The sequence below is a fragment of the Salipiger sp. genome (assembly GCF_048261495.1).
Classification (GTDB): Bacteria; Pseudomonadota; Alphaproteobacteria; order Rhodobacterales; family Rhodobacteraceae; genus Salipiger.
Map to the genome: position 1 here is coordinate 65,289 of NZ_JBLXFX010000002.1, position 18,560 is coordinate 83,848.

At 66.5% G+C, this 18,560-nt stretch carries 23 protein-coding genes and 1 tRNA gene; 12 read left to right on the forward strand and 12 right to left on the reverse strand.

The window, feature by feature from the left end; all coding sequences use genetic code 11:
* Positions 1 to 23 precede the first annotated feature (23 nt).
* A complete protein-coding gene (locus ACN0RJ_RS03710; RefSeq protein ID WP_417719295.1) occupies positions 24 to 815 on the forward strand; it encodes an enoyl-ACP reductase FabI in 792 nt (263 codons plus the stop codon).
* A 54-nt stretch (positions 816 to 869) separates the two neighbouring features.
* Here the strand turns inward: ACN0RJ_RS03710 and ACN0RJ_RS03715 are convergent, their stop codons facing one another.
* The 4 genes from ACN0RJ_RS03715 to ACN0RJ_RS03730 all read right to left on the reverse strand — a co-directional run bounded on the left by ACN0RJ_RS03715 (position 870) and on the right by ACN0RJ_RS03730 (position 2,120).
* The gene (locus ACN0RJ_RS03715; protein WP_417723442.1) at positions 870 to 1,163 is read right to left on the reverse strand and encodes a hypothetical protein; all 294 of its coding nucleotides are present in this window, start codon (positions 1,161 to 1,163) and stop codon (positions 870 to 872) included.
* Complete coding sequence (locus ACN0RJ_RS03720) at positions 1,160 to 1,360, reverse strand: hypothetical protein (RefSeq protein WP_417723443.1); 201 nt, start codon at positions 1,358 to 1,360, stop codon at positions 1,160 to 1,162. Before ACN0RJ_RS03720 ends, ACN0RJ_RS03715 begins: the two co-directional genes overlap by 4 nt.
* 136 nt (positions 1,361 to 1,496) lie before the next feature.
* A tRNA-Leu gene (locus ACN0RJ_RS03725) sits at positions 1,497 to 1,580 on the reverse strand.
* 63 nt (positions 1,581 to 1,643) lie between these two features.
* Positions 1,644 to 2,120 carry an Lrp/AsnC family transcriptional regulator gene (locus ACN0RJ_RS03730; RefSeq protein WP_417719298.1) on the reverse strand — a complete coding sequence of 159 codons (477 nt, stop codon included), beginning with the start codon at positions 2,118 to 2,120 and terminating at the stop codon, positions 1,644 to 1,646.
* A gap of 105 nt (positions 2,121 to 2,225) precedes the next feature.
* On the opposite strand from ACN0RJ_RS03730, the gene putA reads away from it, so the two are divergent.
* The 3 genes from putA to ACN0RJ_RS03745 all read left to right on the forward strand — a co-directional run bounded on the left by putA (position 2,226) and on the right by ACN0RJ_RS03745 (position 6,867).
* Positions 2,226 to 5,669 carry a bifunctional proline dehydrogenase/L-glutamate gamma-semialdehyde dehydrogenase PutA gene (gene putA, locus ACN0RJ_RS03735; RefSeq protein ID WP_417723444.1) on the forward strand — a complete coding sequence of 1,148 codons (3,444 nt, stop codon included), beginning with the start codon at positions 2,226 to 2,228 and terminating at the stop codon, positions 5,667 to 5,669.
* An 86-nt stretch (positions 5,670 to 5,755) separates the two neighbouring features.
* Positions 5,756 to 6,502 carry a rhomboid family intramembrane serine protease gene (locus ACN0RJ_RS03740; RefSeq protein ID WP_417723445.1) on the forward strand — a complete coding sequence of 249 codons (747 nt, stop codon included), beginning with the start codon at positions 5,756 to 5,758 and terminating at the stop codon, positions 6,500 to 6,502.
* On the forward strand, positions 6,499 to 6,867 hold the full coding sequence (locus tag ACN0RJ_RS03745) for a GFA family protein (protein WP_417719301.1): 369 nt from the start codon (positions 6,499 to 6,501) through the stop codon (positions 6,865 to 6,867). Before ACN0RJ_RS03740 ends, ACN0RJ_RS03745 begins: the two co-directional genes overlap by 4 nt.
* 21 nt (positions 6,868 to 6,888) lie before the next feature.
* Here the strand turns inward: ACN0RJ_RS03745 and ACN0RJ_RS03750 are convergent, their stop codons facing one another.
* The 4 genes from ACN0RJ_RS03750 to ACN0RJ_RS03765 all read right to left on the reverse strand — a co-directional run bounded on the left by ACN0RJ_RS03750 (position 6,889) and on the right by ACN0RJ_RS03765 (position 9,922).
* Positions 6,889 to 7,680 carry an inositol monophosphatase family protein gene (locus tag ACN0RJ_RS03750; RefSeq protein WP_417719302.1) on the reverse strand — a complete coding sequence of 264 codons (792 nt, stop codon included), beginning with the start codon at positions 7,678 to 7,680 and terminating at the stop codon, positions 6,889 to 6,891.
* Positions 7,681 to 7,776: 96 nt separating this feature from the next.
* Positions 7,777 to 8,124 (reverse strand): hypothetical protein, encoded by a 348-nt coding sequence (locus ACN0RJ_RS03755; protein ID WP_417723446.1) that lies wholly within the window; start codon positions 8,122 to 8,124, stop codon positions 7,777 to 7,779.
* A gap of 117 nt (positions 8,125 to 8,241) precedes the next feature.
* Entirely contained in the window at positions 8,242 to 8,667 is a 426-nt protein-coding gene (locus tag ACN0RJ_RS03760; RefSeq protein ID WP_417719304.1) for a hypothetical protein, read from the reverse strand.
* A 52-nt stretch (positions 8,668 to 8,719) separates the two neighbouring features.
* Positions 8,720 to 9,922 (reverse strand): pyridoxal phosphate-dependent aminotransferase, encoded by a 1,203-nt coding sequence (locus ACN0RJ_RS03765; RefSeq protein ID WP_417719305.1) that lies wholly within the window; start codon positions 9,920 to 9,922, stop codon positions 8,720 to 8,722.
* 109 nt (positions 9,923 to 10,031) lie between these two features.
* Between ACN0RJ_RS03765 and ACN0RJ_RS03770 the strand changes: the two genes are divergently transcribed.
* The 3 genes from ACN0RJ_RS03770 (at position 10,032) to ACN0RJ_RS03780 (ending at position 11,270) form a co-directional block, all read left to right on the forward strand.
* Positions 10,032 to 10,424, forward strand: a complete 393-nt coding sequence (locus ACN0RJ_RS03770; protein WP_417723447.1) for a helix-turn-helix domain-containing protein — start codon at positions 10,032 to 10,034, stop codon at positions 10,422 to 10,424.
* The gene (locus ACN0RJ_RS03775; RefSeq protein ID WP_417723448.1) at positions 10,421 to 10,681 is read left to right on the forward strand and encodes a succinate dehydrogenase assembly factor 2; all 261 of its coding nucleotides are present in this window, start codon (positions 10,421 to 10,423) and stop codon (positions 10,679 to 10,681) included. The genes ACN0RJ_RS03770 and ACN0RJ_RS03775 overlap by 4 nt, the downstream gene beginning before the upstream one ends.
* A 91-nt stretch (positions 10,682 to 10,772) precedes the next feature.
* Positions 10,773 to 11,270, forward strand: a complete 498-nt coding sequence (locus ACN0RJ_RS03780) for a MarR family winged helix-turn-helix transcriptional regulator (protein ID WP_417719308.1) — start codon at positions 10,773 to 10,775, stop codon at positions 11,268 to 11,270.
* Between the two features lie 16 nt (positions 11,271 to 11,286).
* Here the strand turns inward: ACN0RJ_RS03780 and ACN0RJ_RS03785 are convergent, their stop codons facing one another.
* The 4 genes from ACN0RJ_RS03785 to ACN0RJ_RS03800 form a co-directional block, all read right to left on the reverse strand.
* On the reverse strand, positions 11,287 to 12,000 hold the full coding sequence (locus ACN0RJ_RS03785; protein ID WP_417723758.1) for a DUF1194 domain-containing protein: 714 nt from the start codon (positions 11,998 to 12,000) through the stop codon (positions 11,287 to 11,289).
* On the reverse strand, positions 11,994 to 12,428 hold the full coding sequence (locus tag ACN0RJ_RS03790; protein ID WP_417723449.1) for a VOC family protein: 435 nt from the start codon (positions 12,426 to 12,428) through the stop codon (positions 11,994 to 11,996). The genes ACN0RJ_RS03785 and ACN0RJ_RS03790 overlap by 7 nt, the downstream gene beginning before the upstream one ends.
* Before the next feature lie 66 nt (positions 12,429 to 12,494).
* On the reverse strand, positions 12,495 to 13,907 hold the full coding sequence (locus ACN0RJ_RS03795; protein ID WP_417723450.1) for a surface lipoprotein assembly modifier: 1,413 nt from the start codon (positions 13,905 to 13,907) through the stop codon (positions 12,495 to 12,497).
* Positions 13,908 to 13,913: 6 nt separating this feature from the next.
* Entirely contained in the window at positions 13,914 to 14,951 is a 1,038-nt protein-coding gene (locus tag ACN0RJ_RS03800) for a hypothetical protein (protein ID WP_417723451.1), read from the reverse strand.
* Between the two features lie 209 nt (positions 14,952 to 15,160).
* Between ACN0RJ_RS03800 and ACN0RJ_RS03805 the strand changes: the two genes are divergently transcribed.
* The 5 genes from ACN0RJ_RS03805 to ACN0RJ_RS03825 all read left to right on the forward strand — a co-directional run bounded on the left by ACN0RJ_RS03805 (position 15,161) and on the right by ACN0RJ_RS03825 (position 18,548).
* A complete protein-coding gene (locus tag ACN0RJ_RS03805) occupies positions 15,161 to 15,940 on the forward strand; it encodes a thymidylate synthase (protein WP_417723452.1) in 780 nt (259 codons plus the stop codon).
* On the forward strand, positions 15,937 to 16,440 hold the full coding sequence (locus tag ACN0RJ_RS03810) for a dihydrofolate reductase (RefSeq protein ID WP_417723453.1): 504 nt from the start codon (positions 15,937 to 15,939) through the stop codon (positions 16,438 to 16,440). Before ACN0RJ_RS03805 ends, ACN0RJ_RS03810 begins: the two co-directional genes overlap by 4 nt.
* Positions 16,441 to 16,525: 85 nt before the next feature.
* Complete coding sequence (locus ACN0RJ_RS03815; protein ID WP_417723454.1) at positions 16,526 to 17,326, forward strand: TIR domain-containing protein; 801 nt, start codon at positions 16,526 to 16,528, stop codon at positions 17,324 to 17,326.
* A 248-nt stretch (positions 17,327 to 17,574) separates the two neighbouring features.
* Positions 17,575 to 18,180, forward strand: coding sequence for an outer membrane protein (locus ACN0RJ_RS03820; protein WP_417719315.1), 606 nt, complete (start codon positions 17,575 to 17,577; stop codon positions 18,178 to 18,180).
* Between the two features lie 80 nt (positions 18,181 to 18,260).
* The gene (locus ACN0RJ_RS03825; protein ID WP_417719316.1) at positions 18,261 to 18,548 is read left to right on the forward strand and encodes a hypothetical protein; all 288 of its coding nucleotides are present in this window, start codon (positions 18,261 to 18,263) and stop codon (positions 18,546 to 18,548) included.
* The last annotated feature ends 12 nt before the right edge of the window (positions 18,549 to 18,560 follow it).

The window sequence follows — 18,560 nt, forward strand, 5'->3', positions numbered from 1 at the left end:
AACAAGAAACGGAAACGAGCGACATGTCGGAGCTACTGAAGGGCAAGCGCGGGCTGGTCATGGGGGTGGCGAACGACCGCTCCATCGCATGGGGCATCGCAAGGGCGCTGCACGGGGCCGGGGCCGAACTGGCCTTCACCTACCAGGGCGAGGCATTCGGCAAGCGGTTGGAACCGCTCGCGGCGTCGGTCGGCAGCGATTTCATGGTCGACGTGGACGTGACCGACGACGCCTCGCTCGACGCGGCCTTCGAACAGCTGGGGGCCCGCTGGCCGACGATCGACTTCGTGGTCCATGCCATCGCCTTTTCCGACAAGTCGGAACTGACGGGCCGGTTCCTGAACACCTCTCGCGCGAACTTCAAGAACTCGATGGACATTTCCTGCTACAGCTTCATCGACGTCGCCCGCCGCGCCCACCCGCTGATGGTCGAGAACGGCGGAACCCTCCTGACCCTGACCTATCAGGGCTCGCAGCGGGTCGTGCCGAACTACAACGTGATGGGCGTGGCAAAGGCCGCGCTCGAATCCGCGACGCGTTATCTCGCCAATGACCTCGGCCCCGAGGGGATTCGCGTCAACGCCATCTCTCCCGGACCGATGAAGACGCTGGCCGGAGCTGCCATCGGCGGTGCCCGCAAGACCTACAAGCACACCGACATGAACGCCCCCCTGCGCTCCAACGCCACGCTCGAAGCGGTGGGCGGCACGGCGGTCTGGCTCTGCTCGGATGCGGGGGCCTGCACGACGGGCGAGATCGTCCGCGTGGACGGCGGATTTCACGTCCTCGGAATGCCCCAGGCCGAACATCTCTGACAGGCCTGCTCCGGGAAGCGATGCCTCCCGGCGCCGCGCATCATGAGACGTCCCTCAGCGGGCGCCGACCGCCAGCGAGCAGGGAGGCTCCGGGCGCCAGGTCGGGCTTTCATCCCGGAAGCCGCCTGCAGCAGCCGCCGTCCGGGGCGCCATCATCTCGCGCTCCATCGCGACCCGGGCACTGATGTGACGCAGGTTGCGGTGGCTGTTGATGAAGGCATTCTGTTCCCCCACGTAGTCCCGCAGGGTTTGGCAGACCAGGTCGCGAAAGGCCGGGTCCAGCCTATACTGAGGCAATGTGCGCAGATCTTCCATGAGATGCACGAAATCTTCCTGAAGCCGCTTCATGTCCGATCCCCCACGTCCGCGTCGGGCACGGCGCGCAGCGCGGGCCACGCAGTGACGCGCCGCTCCGGGGTCGCGTCGACCTCTGCCAACAGGCTGCTCAGCAGCAGTTGCAGATTCTTCGCGGACCGTTGAAATCCGAACGTCTCGCACCGTTCCGAAACGGTGTAGATCCTTGTCATCAGGGAACTTTCCAGCATTTCTCAGTCAAGCCTCAGGCATGGTTCACTCATCCGTGATGAAACACCCGGATTGGTTAATGCCGACTTAAGCGAGCGCGGAAACGGCGCCGTTTCAAAAACGACGCGCCGGGGCGATGCAGACATGGTTTGCGCCTGGTACCCGCGGCCGGACTCGAACCGGCACGGCAAAAGCCTGGGGATTTTAAGTCCCCTGTGTCTACCATTCCACCACGCGGGCGCGGTTTCCTCTTGCCGGATTTCGGGCGGTTTGACCAGTCATCGCGACGATCCCGGCGGGGCCTCAGCTCACCTCGGCGATTCCATCGTCCTTGACCGCCTGCATGGCCACGTAGGTCGATGTGGCGGAGACCCCCGGCAGGGTCGAAATCTTTTCCGCCAGGACCGCGCGGTAGCTGCGCATGTCGGCCGTGCGCACCTTGAGCAGGTAGTCGAAATTTCCGGCGATCAGGTGCACCTGTTCGATCTCGGGGATGGAGGCGACCGCCTGGTTGAACGCCTCGAGCGAGGCTTCGCGCGTGTCGGCCATGCGCACCTCGACAAAGGCGACATGGTCCAGTCCCAGCCGGATCGGGTCGAGAATGGCGCGGTAGCCCCGGATCACCCCGATCTCCTCAAGCCGCCGCAACCGGGCCTGGGTCGGACTTTTCGACAGGCCGATCCTGCGCGCCAGTTCGGTGATGGAGATTCGTCCCTCCTCGGCCAGGGTGGTCAGAATCGCCCGATCGAAGCGGTCATATGCCTCGAATTCGTCCTGCATCGAAAAATCTCCGAAAATGAGGCGCTCTGGCTGCCGTTATCCGGTTAATCAGTCGGATCGTCTGCCCGCTTCGCGCTAGATTACTCCAAACGCCCGGAGATCACCATGCCCAAAGACACCCGTCCAGACCTGCGCGCCCTGATTGATGCCGAGACCTATGCCGACGAGGCCACGACTGTCGAGCGGCTGACCGCGCTTGCCGCGCTGAGCACCGCGGATCGCGCCGCGATCAGCGCCCGCGCCGCGCAACTCGTCCGCGACATCCGCGGTTCGACCCGTCCGGGGCTGATGGAGGTCTTCCTGGCCGAATACGGCCTCTCCACCGACGAGGGTGTCGCCCTGATGTGCCTCGCCGAGGCGCTTCTGCGCGTGCCCGATGCCGAGACGATCGACGCGCTGATCGAGGACAAGATCGCGCCGTCGAACTGGGGCAGGCACATGGGCCGCTCGACCTCGCCGCTGGTCAATGCCTCGACCTGGGCGCTGATGCTGACCGGCAAGGTCCTGGACCCGTCCCAGCGCCCCGGCCCCGCCGGGCACCTGAGGGCCGCGGTCAAGCGTCTGGGCGAACCGGTGATCCGAACCGCCGTCGGACGCGCGATGAAGGAGATGGGCTCGCAGTTCGTGCTGGGAGAGACCATCCGGTCCGCCATGAAGCGCGGCAGCGCGATGGAGGCCAACGGATATACCTACAGCTACGACATGCTGGGCGAAGCCGCGCGGACCGAGGCCGACGCGCTGCGCTATCTCGACGCCTATTCCAAAGCGATCGGCGCCATCGCCACGGCGGCGAAATCGGATGACATCCGGGCCAACCCCGGCATCTCGGTAAAGCTGTCGGCGCTCTTTGCGCGCTACGAAGAGGCCCAGTTCGCCGCCGTGATGGAGGTGCTCGTCCCCCGTCTTCTGCGCCTCTGTCAGGAGGCGAAGGCAGCCAACATCGGCCTCAACATCGACGCCGAGGAGGCCGACCGCCTGTCGCTTTCGCTCGACGTGATCGAGGCGACGCTGGCCTCGGAGACGCTGGCGGGCTGGCACGGTTTCGGCGTGGTGGTGCAGGCCTACGGGCAACGCGCGTCGCATGTGCTCGACTGGCTCCATGCGCTGGCCGAACGCCACGACCGCAAACTCATGGTGCGGCTGGTCAAGGGCGCCTACTGGGACACCGAGGTGAAGCGCGCGCAGGTGCTCGGGCTCGACGGCTTCCCGGTCTTCACCTCGAAGCACGCCACCGACATTTCCTACATCGCCAACGCCCGCAAGCTGCTGGGCATGACCGACCGGATCTATCCGCAGTTCGCCGGGCACAACGCCCATACCGCCGCCGCGATCCTGCACATGGCGACGGACCGGAGCGCCTTCGAATTCCAGCGCCTGCACGGGATGGGCGAGACGCTGCATTCCCTTCTGAAGAAGGGCGAGGGCACCCGCTGCCGCATCTACGCCCCCGTCGGCGCGCACCGCGACCTTTTGGCATACCTGGTCCGCCGGTTGCTGGAAAACGGCGCCAACTCGTCCTTCGTGAACCAGATCGTCAATGACGAGGTCCCGCCGGAGGTTGTCGCCGCCGATCCGTTCGACGCGCACAAGCCCCGCCCCCTCGCACGCGGGCCCGAACTGTTCCTGCCGGAGCGCCCGAACTCCGCCGGGTTCGACCTGACGCACCGCCCGACGCTGGAGGCGATCAATGCCGCGCGCGATCCGTTCCGCACCCATGTCTGGCAAGCGGCGCCGCTGACCGTCGCCGATCCGCAGCCCGGCGGCGAAGAGGTGCTGACCAACCCCGCCGATCCCTCCGATACCGTCGGCCGCGTGGCACCCGCCGCTCCGGAGACGGTCCGGGCAGCGGCGGCCGCGGCTAGCCCGTGGTCGGCGGATGCCGCCTCCCGCGGCGCCGCGCTGCGACGCGCGGCGGACCTCTACGAGGCGCATTTCGGAGAGATCTTCGCCCTGCTCCACCGCGAGGCGGGCAAGACCCAGATGGATGCCGTCGCCGAGCTGCGCGAAGCGGTCGATTTCCTGCGCTACTACGCCGCCCGCGCCACCGACCGGACGGCCCCCGGAGCGATGCCGCAGGGGGTCTTTGCATGCATCTCGCCCTGGAACTTCCCGCTTGCGATCTTCACCGGACAGATCGCCGCCGCGCTCGCCGCCGGGAATGCCGTGCTGGCGAAACCGGCCGAGCAGACGCCGCTGATCGCGCACCGGGCCACGCAACTGCTGCACGACGCGGGCGTGCCCCTGTCGGCGCTGCAACTGCTGCCCGGCGCCGGTGACACGGGCGCGGCCCTGACCGCCTGCCCCGAGGTCTCGGGCGTCGCCTTCACCGGCTCGACCGACACCGCGCAGATCATCCACCGCGCCATCGCGACGCATCTCGCCCCCGGCACGCCGTTCATCGCGGAAACCGGCGGCCTCAACGCCATGATCGTCGACAGCACCGCGCTGCCGGAACAGGCCGTGCGGGCGATCGTGGAAAGCGCCTTCCAATCGGCGGGTCAGAGATGTTCCGCCCTGCGCTGCCTCTACGTTCAGGAAGACATCGCGCCGCATTTCACAGAGATGCTGGTCGGCGCGATGCAGGCACTGTCTCCCGGCCGGCCCTGGGATCTTTCGACCGACCTCGGACCGGTGATCGACGCCGAAGCGGCTGCCGGTATCGCCGCCTATGTCGACGCCGCGCGCGCCGAAGGCCGTGTCATCGCCGAGATCGACGTGCCGCGCACCGGGCATTTCGTCGCCCCGACGCTGCTATCGGTAAGCGGTATCGACGTGATGGAGCGCGAGATCTTCGGCCCGATCCTGCACCTCGCCACGTTCAAGGCACAGGACCTCGACAAGGTGATCGACACGATCAACGCCACCGGCTACGGGCTGACCTTCGGACTTCAGACCCGGATCGACGACCGGGTGCAGCACGTGACCGAACGCATCGCGGCGGGCAACATCTACGTCAACCGCAATCAGATCGGCGCCATCGTCGGCTCCCAACCCTTCGGCGGCGAAGGGCTCTCCGGCACCGGGCCGAAGGCGGGCGGGCCGCTCTACGTGAACCGGTTCCGCAGGCACCCTGCCCCGAAGGTCGACGGCAACTGGTCGACGCCGGATCTGGAAAGCCGCATCGCCGCCGCCATCGACGCGGCCGGCAAGAGCCCGCAGCCGGTGACCCGCGACCTGCCCGGCCCCACCGGAGAGGCGAACCAGTACACGACCCATGCCCGGCCCCCGATGCTCTGCCTCGGGCCGGGGTCCGAGAACACCGCAGCCCAGGCCGAAGCCATCCGCGCCCTCGGCGGCATCGCGGTGCGCAGCCACGGCAAGGTCGCCCCGGAGGTGCTGGCACGGCTCCGGGGCTTCTCGACGGCGCTCTGGTGGGGCGATGCGGCGACCGCAAGCGACTACCGCAAGGCACTGGCGAACCGCGACGGCGCCATCCTCGCGCTGGTCACCGGTGCGCCGGACAAGGGCCACGCCCGCGCCGAGCGTCACGTCTGCATCGACACCACCGCCTCGGGCGGCAATGCGGCACTGCTGGGCGGCAACATGTAGGATCCGGCACCGCGCTCCCGGCCTTTTGTCGGGGGCGCGGCGCGGCCTCCCTTGACGCCCCCGGTTTCCTCGCCAATCGTGGCGCGATGTTTCCGATCCGCGATCACAACCCCTCGGGGCGCACGCCCTATGTCACCTACGCGCTGATCCTGGCGAATGTCGGTATCTTCGTGAGCTATTGGGGCCTGTTTTCCAACCCCCGCGCCCTCAACGCCTTTTTCGCGGACTACGCGCTGATACCGGCGCTGGTGACGCAGGGCGACGGCGTCACAGGGCTGCTGACCTCGATGTTCCTGCACGGCGGGCTGACGCACCTCGCGGGCAACATGCTGTTCCTGTTCATTTTCGGCGACAATATCGAAGACGAGATGGGCCATGTCCGCTACCTCGGTTTCTACCTTGCCTGCGGACTGATCGCGGGGCTGGCACAGGTGGTGTCGGGGCCGCTCTCTCCGGTTCCCACCGTCGGCGCCTCGGGCGCGATCGCGGGGGTCATGGGCGGTTACCTGCTGCTTTACCCGCGGGCGCGGGTCGACATCTTCATCTTCCTGATCGTGTTCTTCAAGATCCTGCCCATCCCCGCCTGGCTGCTGCTTGCGGTCTGGTTCGGGCTGCAGATCTACGGCGGCTTCGGCGCCCGCGCGGGCGACGGAGGCGTCGCCTACTGGGCCCATGCCGGAGGGTTCATCGCCGGGCTCGCGCTGACCGTTCCGGCATGGCTGCGCAAGGGCGGACCGGCCTACTGGCGGCGCACCGACGGGCATCCGCCGCACCCGGCGGGACAGTACGATTCCGCGCGCACCCACATCCCGAGGACAGGACGACGCAAATGACCGAAACCGTACACACCTCCTGCCACTGCGGGGCAGTCGAGCTGCGCGTGGAGCTGAGCGATGGTCTGAAGTCGGCGCGACGCTGCACCTGTTCCTACTGCCGCCGCCGCGCCGCCCCCGCGGTGACGGCGCCGACAGGCGGAATCGAGGTTGTTAAAGGCGCGGACAGGCTGACGCTCTACCAGTTCAACACCATGACGGCACAGCATTACTTCTGCTCGGTCTGCGGCATCTACATGTATCATCGACGCCGGTCGAACCCGAACGAATTCGGCGTGAACATGGGCACGATCGACGGCGTCAATCCCGCGGATCACGAACCGATCGTCTGGAATGACGGAATGAACCACCCGTCGGACCGCTGAGCGGCCGCGACTGCACCACGATCAGACCTCGCGGATCACCTTGGAGAAGGCGGCAAAGACGTTGTTGCTGGCGCAGAGGATGGAGCCGCTCTCGAGCGGGTCCTGATCGGCGCGCACGCCCTCGACCAGTGCCCCGGCCTCCTGGGCGATCAGCGATCCCGCGGCGATGTCCCAGATATTGAGCTCGCGCTCCCAATAGCCGTCGTAGCGTCCCGCCGCGACATAGGCGAGGTCGAGCGACGCCGCACCCCAGCGCCGCACGCCGGCGCATTCCGGCATCAGCCGGGCGAAATCCTTGAGCGTGGCGGGAAGGGTCTTCTTGGCGGCAAAGGGCACGCCGGTGGCAAAGATCGACTCGATCATCCGGGTGCGGCCGGACACCCGCAGGCGGCGGCTGTCGTTGAGCCAGGCGCCCGAACCCTTTTCGGCATAGAACATCTCGTCCTTGGCCGCGTCGAAGACCACGCCCGCGACGATCCTGCCCTTGTGCTCCAGCGCGATGGAGATCGCCCAGTGCGGCAGGCCGTGCAGGAAGTTGGTGGTCCCGTCGAGCGGATCGACGATCCAGCGGCGGGTCGGATCCTCGCCGTCCTGGCCGCCGCCCTCTTCGCCCAGCCAGCCGTAGGTCGGGCGGGCGCCGAGAAGTTCCTGCTTGAGCACCGCTTCGGCCGCGATGTCGGCGCGGCTGACGAAATCGCCCGCACCCTTCATCGAGACCTGCAGGTTCTCGACCTCGCGGAAATCCTTGACCAGCGACCGGCCCGCCTTGCGCGCGGCCTTGATCATGATGTTGAGGTTGGCACTGCCCTGCATGGCGAACGGACTCCCGGATACGGCTCAGGCCGCGCGTATACGCGGCCCGCCCCCCTTTGCCAAGGGCAAGCGGGACCGCATGGCGCGGCCCCCGCGTCAGTACTCGTCGGCGATCACGTAGGGGCGCGGCAGGTAGATGCTGTCGTCCACCGGGGGCGGTGGCGGCGTCGCCGCGCGAAACACCCTGCGCGGCGCCGGCGCGGGGGCCGGTTCAGGCGCGAGCCCGGAGGCATCGGTCGGCACGCCGCAGTAGATGACGCCGCCGGAAATCACCGGCTGACGCCCGGCGGGGCAGTAATTGGCCGCCGGGTATGCCTGCACCAGCGGTTCGCGCGCGGGATCGGAGGTGGCATCGCCCCGGTACATGTCCCCCTCGGCGAACGCGGGTGAGCTGGCGACGAAACAGGCGAACAACGCGGCAGTCGATTTCGGGAAAACGGGCATGAACCACTCCTCAAACGTCGGGAAACCCACTGGCCGCCACGATATCAGGCGGCGCACGGGTTTCAATCCGGGCTTATGGCATGCCCGAGCTTTCCGGGAGGTAAACGGGGAACTGCCTCAGTCGTCGGCAGTCCGGTCCGGCGGCGCGGCCCGCACGAGGCGGTCGGCCTTCTTGCGCACCAGCACCGAACGCAGATCGTGCATCGCCAGCAGCAGCGCGTCCGTCACCGCCTCTAGCTGATCGTCGGTCGCCCTGGATTGGACCCATTGCGTCGTGAGGTTGAGGTGATCCACCGCGCGATGGATGTCGTCGATGTCCCGCATCGCCAGCAGCGCCTTGCGCCCGGCCATCCAGTCCTCGATCGCCGCGATATCGGCCGTGCTCAGATCCCGGTCGCCCTGCGGCTTGATTTCGCTCCGGTTGAGATTGACCACCGCGATCTGATCCATGTCGATCCGCCGCTGGCGGTTTTCCGTATCCACGCGAAACACCGCCGCGCCGTTGTCGCGCACGCGAAAGTAATATTCCGGCAGATCGCTCATCGCGCCGCGGCCCCGGGGCGCGGCACAAGGCCGGATCGGGGGTCGGATGCCGTCATGTCAGACCCGCGCAGAAGGCCGTGATCCGCTTGCAGGCCTCGGTCAGCGCCGCGTCCGAGGTCGCATAGGAAATCCGGAAATTGGGAGAGAGCCCGAAGGCCGCACCGAACACCACCGCGACGCCGGTCTCCTCGAGCAGAGCCTTGGCAAAGGCTTCGTCGGTGTCGATCAGCGTGCCCCCGGCGGAGGTCCTGCCCAGCAGCCCCGCGATCGAGGGATAGACGTAGAACGCCCCCTCCGGTACCGGGCAGTCGATGCCCTCGATGGCGTCGAGTGCGCTCACCACCAGGTCGCGGCGCCGCTTGAACATCTCCGCGTTGGGCGCGAGGAAATCCTGCGGCCCGTTCAACGCCTCGACCGCCGCCCACTGGCTGATCGAACAGGGGTTGTTCGTGCTCTGCGACTGGATCTTGCGCATGGCGTCGATCAGCACCTTGGGCCCGCCCGCGTAACCGATGCGCCAGCCGGTCATGGCATAGGCCTTGGATACGCCGTTGCAGGTGAGCGTGCGCTCGTAGAGGCCCGGTTCGACCTGCGCGGGGGTGCAGAATTCGAACCCGTCATAGGCGAGGTGCTCGTACATGTCGTCGGTCATCACCCAGACATGCGGATGCCGCATCAGGACATCGGTCAGCGCCTTCAATTCGTCACGGGTATAACCCGCACCGGTCGGGTTCGACGGCGAATTGAACAGGAACCACTTGGTCTTGGGCGTGATCGCCGCGTCCAGTTGCTCGGGCGTGATCTTGTAGCCGAGCTCCGGACTGCCCTCGATGAAGACGGGCGTCCCCTGCCCGAGCAGCACCATGTCCGGGTAGCTCACCCAGTAGGGCGCCGGGATGATCACCTCGTCTCCGGGGTTCAGCGTCGCCATGAAGGCGTTGTAGAGCACCTGCTTGCCGCCGGTGCTGATGGTGATCTGCGCGGGCTGGTAGGTCAGTCCGTTCTCGCGGGCGAACTTGGCACAGATCGCCTGCTTCAGCTCGATGATGCCGTCCGGCGCGGTGTATTTCGTCTTGCCCGCATGGATCGCCGCGATCGCCGCCGCCTTGATGTTTTCGGGCGTGTCGAAATCGGGTTCGCCCGCGCCGAGACCGATGACATCCTTGCCCGCCGCCTTCAGTTCGGCGGCAAGCTGGGTCACCGCCACGGTGGGCGACGGTTTCACGCGGGCGAGGGTATCGGAAAGCAGGGGCATGGCCGGACCGTTTGTATTGTGTCGGTTCCTGTCATAGGGTGCGCCCGGTCCCCGTTCAAGCGGTCATGCCGCCGGGGTCGCCGGCCCCGCGTCAGGGGAGGAGAGAACGATGAACGATACCGATTACTACGGCCCGGACACCGCCACCTTCGGCGACCGCGTCGCCGCCGCGCGCGATGCCGCCGGGATGGACCAGGAACAGCTCGCGCGCCGTCTCGGCGTCAAGCTGAAGACCCTCCAGGCCTGGGAGGACGACCTGTCCGAACCCCGCGCGAACCGGCTTCAGATGCTGTCCGGGCTGCTGGGGGTGTCGATGCCGTGGCTGCTGACCGGAGAGGGCGACGGCCCGCCGCCCCCCGACGAGGCCGCGACGCCCCTTCCCGCCGATCTCGGTGCCGCCCTGCTGGAACTGCGCACGCTCAGAACCCAGATCCAGGCCTCGGGCGAAAAGCTCGGGCGGCTGGAAAAGACCCTCCGCTCCCTGCTCAAGGCCGACGCATGACCGAAACCGCCGAACACCGCCTGAAACGCCTCGCCATGCGCTCCATGCGGCGCGGCATAAAGGAGATGGACATCATCCTGGTGCGCTACGCCGATGCACGGCTGGCCACGATGTCCGCGGCCGAGCTCGATACCTACGAGGTGCTGCTCGAGGAGAACGATCAGGACCTCTACCAGTGGGTCTCGGGCCAGAGCGCCGCGCCGGAACATCTGCGCCCCCTCGTGGCCGATATTTCGCGGGTCGCCGGCGCGGGCTGAGGCGCGATTCCCAAGTATCTTTCACGGCTTAACCGATTGTTTGGGTTTTTCGCTCAAATCTTCCGCTCAAACATAACAGGCGGAGACGGTTATGAGCATTCATGCCCCGATGGCAAAAAAGCCGGTACAAGGCTATCTTGCGGGATACCTCGAAACACTGGCGTTGGTGGAGCGGTTGCACCGCCTGCTGCTGGACGTGATCAAGGACGAATTCGAACGGGTCGGCATCATCGAGATCAACGCCGTCCAGGCGCTGCTGCTGTTCAACATCGGCGACAACGAGGTGACGGCAGGCGAACTGAAGTCGCGCGGCTACTATCAGGGGTCCAACGTCAGCTACAATCTCAAGAAGCTGGTCGAGATGGGATACATGCACCATCAACGATGCGAGATCGACCGCCGTTCGGTGCGCGTGCGCCTCACCGCGCGCGGGCGGGAAATCCGCGATATGGTGGATACGCTGTTCGAACGCCATTCCGAAGGCATGGAAACCCGCAACATCATCGACCTCGAAGGCATCGACACCATCAACAATGCGCTGAAACGGCTCGAACGCTACTGGACCGATCAGATCCGCTACATCTACTGATCGTCCCCTCGGCGCGTCATCGGCGCAGGCCGGCCCCCGGCGGCGCGAGATTTCCGATGATCATGTCGTTGAGTTCGCGAAACAGCTTTCGCGTCATCGCCCGGCGGAAATCGGAATAGCCTTCGGCGATTTCCACGAAGGCACCCGGACCGTGCGCGACCTCGCCGCGATAGTAGTCGACCACCCGCGGGTCGGACCCCAGCACCGCCAGCCCGTTCACCACGACACCGTCGAACGGATAGTGATCATAGGCCTGTTGCGGGCGGAAACCGTCGTTGGTGATGCCGTCTCCGGACACGTCGATCACCCGCCGGTCGCAGGCCGGGGCCCGTGTCATCAGCGTCGCCCCGAAGCCCAGCGCATACCCCATCGCGGTCGGATAGCGGTTGAAGCTTCGCGGCGTGCCCAGGATGATGCCCGCCGCCCGGTCGATCGCGTCGGGCCCGTCGATCAGCGACCAGCCGAGGATCACCGTGGACTGGTTGCGCCCGCTCCATTCGTAGACCGCCAGCGCGACCGGGCCGCCGTCGAGCAGCGCGCGCCGCACGTCCGGATCGCCCAGCGCGCCGACCAGCCCCTCCTTCTGGAGCCGGTATTCTCCGTCATCGACCGAGGATGACACGTCGAGCGCCAGCAGAAGCGACAGGCGGCAGCCCGCTTCATCGGCTGCCGCCGGTCCGGCCGTCAGCACCGCAAGCAGCAGCGCCAGCGTCCGGAGCGCGCTCACCAGTGACCCGTGTTTTCCATGCTGGCCCAGGGTTCGGCGGGGGCCAGGGCATCGCCCTGTTGCAGGATCTCGATCGACACGTTGTCGGGCGAGCGCACGAAGGCCATATGCCCGTCGCGCGGCGGCCGGTTGATCGTCACCCCCGCGTCCATCAGCGAACGGCACATCTCGTAGATGTCGGGCACGGAATAGGCGAGGTGGCCGAAATGCCGGCTGTCCGAGGGCAGCCCCTCGTCACCGTCCCAGTTGTAGGTCAGCTCCACGTCCGCCGTGCCGTCCGCCTGTTCCGGTGGGCAGAGGAACACCAGCGTGAACCGTCCCTTGTCATTTTCGATGCGCCGACGCTCGGTCAGGCCCAGCAGCTTGTAGAATGCGATGGACGCGTCCAGGTCCTTCACCCGTACCATGGTGTGCAGAAAACGGGTTCCCATGCGATCTCTCCCTTTCGATTTCGGTTCGGGAGGGATGCTAGCGGGCAAAGCCGGATTGTCGAGGACTCAGAAGCGCGACTTGAAGCCCAGCGTCACCGAAAGATCCTCGGTTTCGAACCGGCTGACGTTGGAGGTGCTGCGTTCCGCGCGGAAACGGACCGTCGGAACGAAGCCTGCATAGTCCATCTTGTGCAGGGTCAGGTCGACATCCGCCGCCCAGATGCGGTCCTGGCGCCCGCCGGGAACCGGCAGCAGCACGCGGTAGTCGGGATAGTCGCTTTCGGTCGCCGACAGCCCCAGCCCGAGCTTGACCGGCCCCAGCGCCGGGCCGAGTTCGAACCCCGCCCTGACGCCCCGCGTCTCGCGGATCGCCTGCGGATTGTCGGAGGCGCTGTCAGAAAGCTGGAAAGCCAGCGTGATGCGGCTCTCGCCCCAGACCTTCCGGCCGATCCCGATGGACCAGGCCCGGGTCGAGACCGATTCCGCACTGCCGACCAGATCGTATTGCTCCTGCCGCATGAGGCCCAGCGTCAGCGCCGTCTTGTCGCCGAGCGGCTGGATCAGCGTGGCGCTGATCCGTCCGAAATCATAGGTCGCCTCGCCGCCCGACCACGCCCGGCCCACATGCGCGCCGAAGGCCAGCAGCGGCCCGCCCTCGGACAGCTTGCGGCGGTGGAGCAGGCCGAATTCGACCAGGCTGGTGCCGAAATCGGCATTCTCGGCGCGCGGCGCCTTGTCCTGCGCCGCCTCGCTCAGCCAGACCCGCTTGATCGACCCGTGCGCCCGCAGATCGGTTTGCGAGGTCTCGGTCCGGTGCAGCCGGTAGCGCAGCGTCAACTCCCCGCGCGCCTCGGTGCCGGACAGCGCCTGCGCCGTGGGCGACAGGATGCCGACCAGCGGCAGGCCCTCGACGGTGCTGATCTCTTCGGTCGACCCGCCGTTCACGTTGGACGATGGCGCGACGGAGATGCTGCCGTCGACGCTCAGCCTGGCGCGGCTGCGTACCGCGCGGAATTCATTGGCCGCGCGCGAGGTCATCTCCGCGTCGGGAGACGCGGCAAGCGCCCGCCGCATCCAGATCTGCGCGCCGAAATAGCGCTCCTGACGGGCCGAGGCCATGGCCGCCGCGCGGGCGGCCTCGTGTTTCTGCACGTCGGTGGTGGCAAAGCGGTAGGCCTTGCGGGCCGCCTGCCGGGCCTTTTCGGCATCGCCACCGCGCAGATAGGCCTGCGCGATGATGAAATGCGCATAGGGGTCGTCGGGGTTCGCGGTCAGCATCAGCCCGGCGATCTTGACCGCAAGCGCGTAGCGCCCGGTCTGGATCGCCTGTGCCGAAAGCGTCTGCAGTTGCGGCAGCGTCAGCTCGTAGCGATGCTCGGTCTTCGCCCCGTCAGGCGCGCGGTCTTCGGCCGTCAGCGGACCCGTCAGGGACAGGACCGCCGCAAGCGTCAGGCATAGGGCATGCGCGCCGCGCCTCATGGCCGATCAGGGCTGCACGAGGTCGCAGATGCGGTCGTAGTCTCCGGCCATGCCGCACTGGGTCAGGACGAACACGCCGACTTCCTCGACCGAGGAATAGGTATCGTTCGACCAGGTGACCGAGGTGACGCCCGCAACATAGCCCGCGTTCTCGCCCCCGAAGATGCCGCCGTAGCTGCCGGTCGAACCGCCGGATCCGCCGTCGAGCGGATCGCCGCTGGCGGCGCCGTCGATCATCTCGACATCGCCGAGGAATTCGCCGTTCTCGTCGATGGCGGCCAGTTGCAGCGCGAGGTCCTCGAGCGACAGGGTTTCCGAGTTGTCGCGCGGATCGAGCAGCACTCGGGCGAAGATCTCGCCGTTGACGGTGGCATCGGCAAAGTTCGCGTTGAGGAAGATGAGGCCGGTGACCTGCGCCGGCTGGCCGGGAAGATCGGGCAACGGCCCGCCGGTATCCGGCACGGGCAGAAGCTGACCGCCTTCGTCGGTCTGCAGGTTCGTCACGGCCCCGTAATAGCCCGCATAGGACACCTGGCCCGACGCGGGCGAGAACGTCCCCTCGCGGCTGTAGCCCGCGCCCTGCTGGACTTCGGTGAACTGGCCGCCATCCCCGGCCACGAGCGCCGAGACGCTGCCGTCCGCACTGGTGTTGCCGAGGGCAAGGAAGAAGCGGTCGAGCGGATCTTCCTGCACGGAATAAGCGAAATAGGCGACGGAGCCGTCCTCGGCCATCACGTCGAGAGCGGAGAGGCGGGCATAGGTCGCCTCGATCGGCGTGGTGTCGAGGCCGGTCAGCGCAACCGTCACCGTGGACTTGTCATCCGAGATCGAAAAGCTTGCCATGTTCTTTGCAAGCTCGTCGGGAATGCCTTCCTCGGGCGGCGTCTCCTCTTCCTCTTCCGGAACCTCGCATTCCTCCAAGGGGTTGTCGCGCACGCATTCCGTGCCGTCGTCCAGCGGGTTGTCCCCGCTCTTGCTGCCGCCGCTGCTTCCGCAAGCGCCCAGCGCGCCCGCAAGCGCGAGCGCAATCAGAATTCGATACATGATACTGCCCCGGTCTGCCCGTGTATGTTTTGCCGTAACGCTACGGGAGCATGGCGGAAAGTCAATTGAACCCGCGCTTTTTTGAGGCAGGTGAGGCAATTCCGCCTCCACCCGATATGGTGGTTCAAACCGCCTTCTCTGCCAGATATGGTCAGGAAACGACTCATCTGGTGGCCTAGACCGCCAATCGGTAACCAAGGGAGCGGACCTTGCGGCAATATCACGACGCGCTGAAAACCATTCTCGAGCAGGGCCAACGCTCCACCGACCGCACCGGAACCGGCACGATTTCCCATTTCGGGATGCAGGCGCGCTATCCGCTGTCGGAGGGTTTTCCGCTTGTCACGACGAAGAAGCTGCACCTGCGGTCGATCATCCACGAGCTTCTCTGGTTCCTCTCCGGGGACACCAACATCCGGTATCTCAAGGAGAACGGCGTCTCGATCTGGGACGAATGGGCGGACGAACACGGCGACCTCGGCCCCGTCTACGGCAAGCAGTGGCGCGACTTCGGCGGGGTCGACCAGATCACCACGCTGATCGACATGATCCGCAAGAGCCCGGACAGCCGCCGGCTGATCGTCTCGGCCTGGAATCCCGCGGATGTTCCCGACATGGCGCTGCCGCCCTGCCACACGCTCTGGCAGGTGCGGGTGCTGGGCGGCAAGCTGCATCTTCAGCTCTACCAGCGCTCGGCGGACATGTTCCTCGGGGTGCCCTTCAACATCGCCTCCTATGCGCTGCTGCTGGTCATGCTGGCGCATGTGACCGGCTACGAGCCCGGCGATTTCGTGCATTCCATCGGGGACGCGCACATCTACCTCAACCATCTCGAGCAGGTGGAAACGCAGCTGTCCCGCACCCCCAAGGCGCTGCCGCAACTGCGCATCACCCGCAAGGTCGACAGCCTGTTCGACTTCCGCTTCGAAGATTTCGAAGTGCTGAACTACGATCCCGACCCCGCGATCCGCGCGCCGGTGGCGGTATGATCTCGCTCATCGTTGCCCGCGCCCGGGGCGGCGCCATCGGGCGGGACGGAGACATTCCCTGGCACGCGCCCGAGGATCTGAAGTTCTTCCAGCGCGAGACCACCGGCGGCGCGCTGATCATGGGCCGCAACACCTGGGACAGCCTGCCGGTGAAGCCGTTGAAGAACCGGCTGAACCTTGTCGTATCCTCGACCATGGAGGGCGATCACGTGGTCGGCTCCGTCGCGGCGGCGATCGAGCGCGCCCATACCGAGGGGTATCGTCGCCTTTACGGGATCGGCGGCGCCGGCATCTACGGGGCGATGCTGCCGCTGGCGCACAGGCTGCTGATCACCGAGGTCGCGCTGGACGTGCCCGACGCCGACACATTCTTTCCGCCGATCGACGAGACCGAGTGGCAGGAGATCGGCACGGCGACATTGCGCCACGACCCTCCGCGATGCACCCTGCGCGAACTGCTTCGGGATTCGCCGGACGGGCCGGGCAAGCGCGAAGGCTGACGATCCGCCCGGGTCGCCGGAAACACGGCGCCGCGCGACCTCGGTCCGCAGGGCTTCTCCGAAGTACACATCGCGGAGGCTCGGGATGAAACTGGATCTGTTGCTGACCTCGCTTGACCAACTCTCGGCCAGGGCCGCTCTCCAGACCGATCTCGACGGAGACGTCCTGCCGTCGGTGACCGCCGAACTGACCGAACTTCTGAACGACATCACCGAATGGCTCAGGGCGTCGGACAATGATTTCCTGGCCGAAAGGATCGAGACCCTGAAGGCGCTGCCCTCGGGGCCGCGCGGCACGCCCTTCGTGCCCGTCGACCTGCTGACCTCGCACATCCGCCGCATCCAGCGCACGCTGTCGCTCTACGACATCAAGGACGGCGCGGGACCGGCGGACCGGCGGGGCCTTGTCGAGGGCAAGGCGGGCCGCCTGAACGCCGCGCCGGCCTCCGGCCGGATCTTCGTGGTCCATGGCCACAACGACCTGCTTCTGATGCAGGTCGTCGAAACGCTTCGGCAGTTGTCCTGCCAGCCCATCGTTCTGAAGGACCAGCCCAACGAAGGCCGCACGATCATCGAGAAATTCGAACACAATGCCGATGTCGGTTTCGCGGTCATCCTCATGTCGGCGGACGACTTCGGCGGTTCGAGACACGACACACTCGGCATGCAGCCGCGGGCGCGCCAGAATGTCATCATGGAACTGGGCTATTTCACCGGCGTACTCGGCAGGCGGCGCACCATCATCCTGAAGGAGGACGAGGTCGAGGCCCCCTCGGACATCCTCGGCATCGCCTATACTCCCGTCGATCCGGGCGGCGCGTGGCGATACCGGCTGGCCAAGGAGCTGAAGGCCGCCGGTTTCGACATCGACCTGAACGCGATCTGAGCCGGACACGCGTCGCACCGCGCCGGATCGGTTCCAATGACGTTGCGTCAGTCAGGCCGTTCCTTGCCACATCCCCCTCACGGCTCGGCAAGTCCCTGCTTTTTCGTGAAACAATCCGCCATTCTGTGCCAGTTCCGCCACTGCAACTTGATGTGACCGCCCCGTGTGGAGCCGATCCCGGCCCGCGTCGTTATTTCCCCAGTCGCCGCATCGCAGCGGCCAACGCAGATACGACAAGGAGCAGACACATGTCCCGCAAGCTTTTCATTCTCGCACCGGTTCTCGCCGCTGCCACCGCCCTTCCCGCCTTTGCCGGCAGCGTCACCCCGCCGCCCTCCGATCCCGTCGTGATGGCGCCCGCACCGATGCCGGTGGTCTCGTCCAAGGACTGGACCGGCGCATATGTCGGCGGCCAGCTCGGCTACGGCAACATCAACACCGATGATCCCGACACCGAAGGCGACGGCGCCCTCTACGGCCTGCGCGCCGGTTACGACTGGGATTTCGGCAACTGGGTCGCCGGCACCAACCTGCAGTACCAGGGTGGTGAAATCGAACTCGACAACGCGGCCAAGCTCGATGGCCTTCTCCGTCTCGGCGGTCGTGCCGGTTACGACGCCGGCAACACGCTGGTCTACGGCACCGGCGGTTTCGCCAAGGCCTTCACCAGCGACGACGCGATCTCGCCGGGTGACTCGAACGGCTATTACGTTGGCCTCGGCCTCGAACAGTCGGTCACCGAGAACGTCTCGGTCGGCGGCGAAGTGAACTACAACAAGTTCAACGACTTCGACGTCAGCGGCATGGAAGCCGACGCGACCACCTTCGACGTCTTCGTCAACTACCGCTTCTGATCGGCATATCGCCCGGCCGCCCCGCGTGGCCGGGCGAATTTCCTTTCGCGAACCGTCATGCCTCTGTTACAATTTCATGCATGCGCTTCGTTCTCTCCCTTCTCCTGCTCGTCCCGACCGCCGCTGCCGCGACCTCGCCCATTGCCGACGTGCTGTGCGAGCCGAGCGCGCGGATGTCCGAACGGCTGTCACGCCAGCAGGGTGCGTCGCTCACCTCGACCGGGCTGCGCGATCCGGAACAGGTGATGGAGGTCTGGACCGCCGAAAACGGCGCCTGGACCATGGTGATCGCCTATTCCACGGGCACCTCCTGCATCGTCGCCATGGGTGAACACTGGGCCAGCGTGCCCCCGCGCGATCCGGCCTGAACCCCTGTAAAA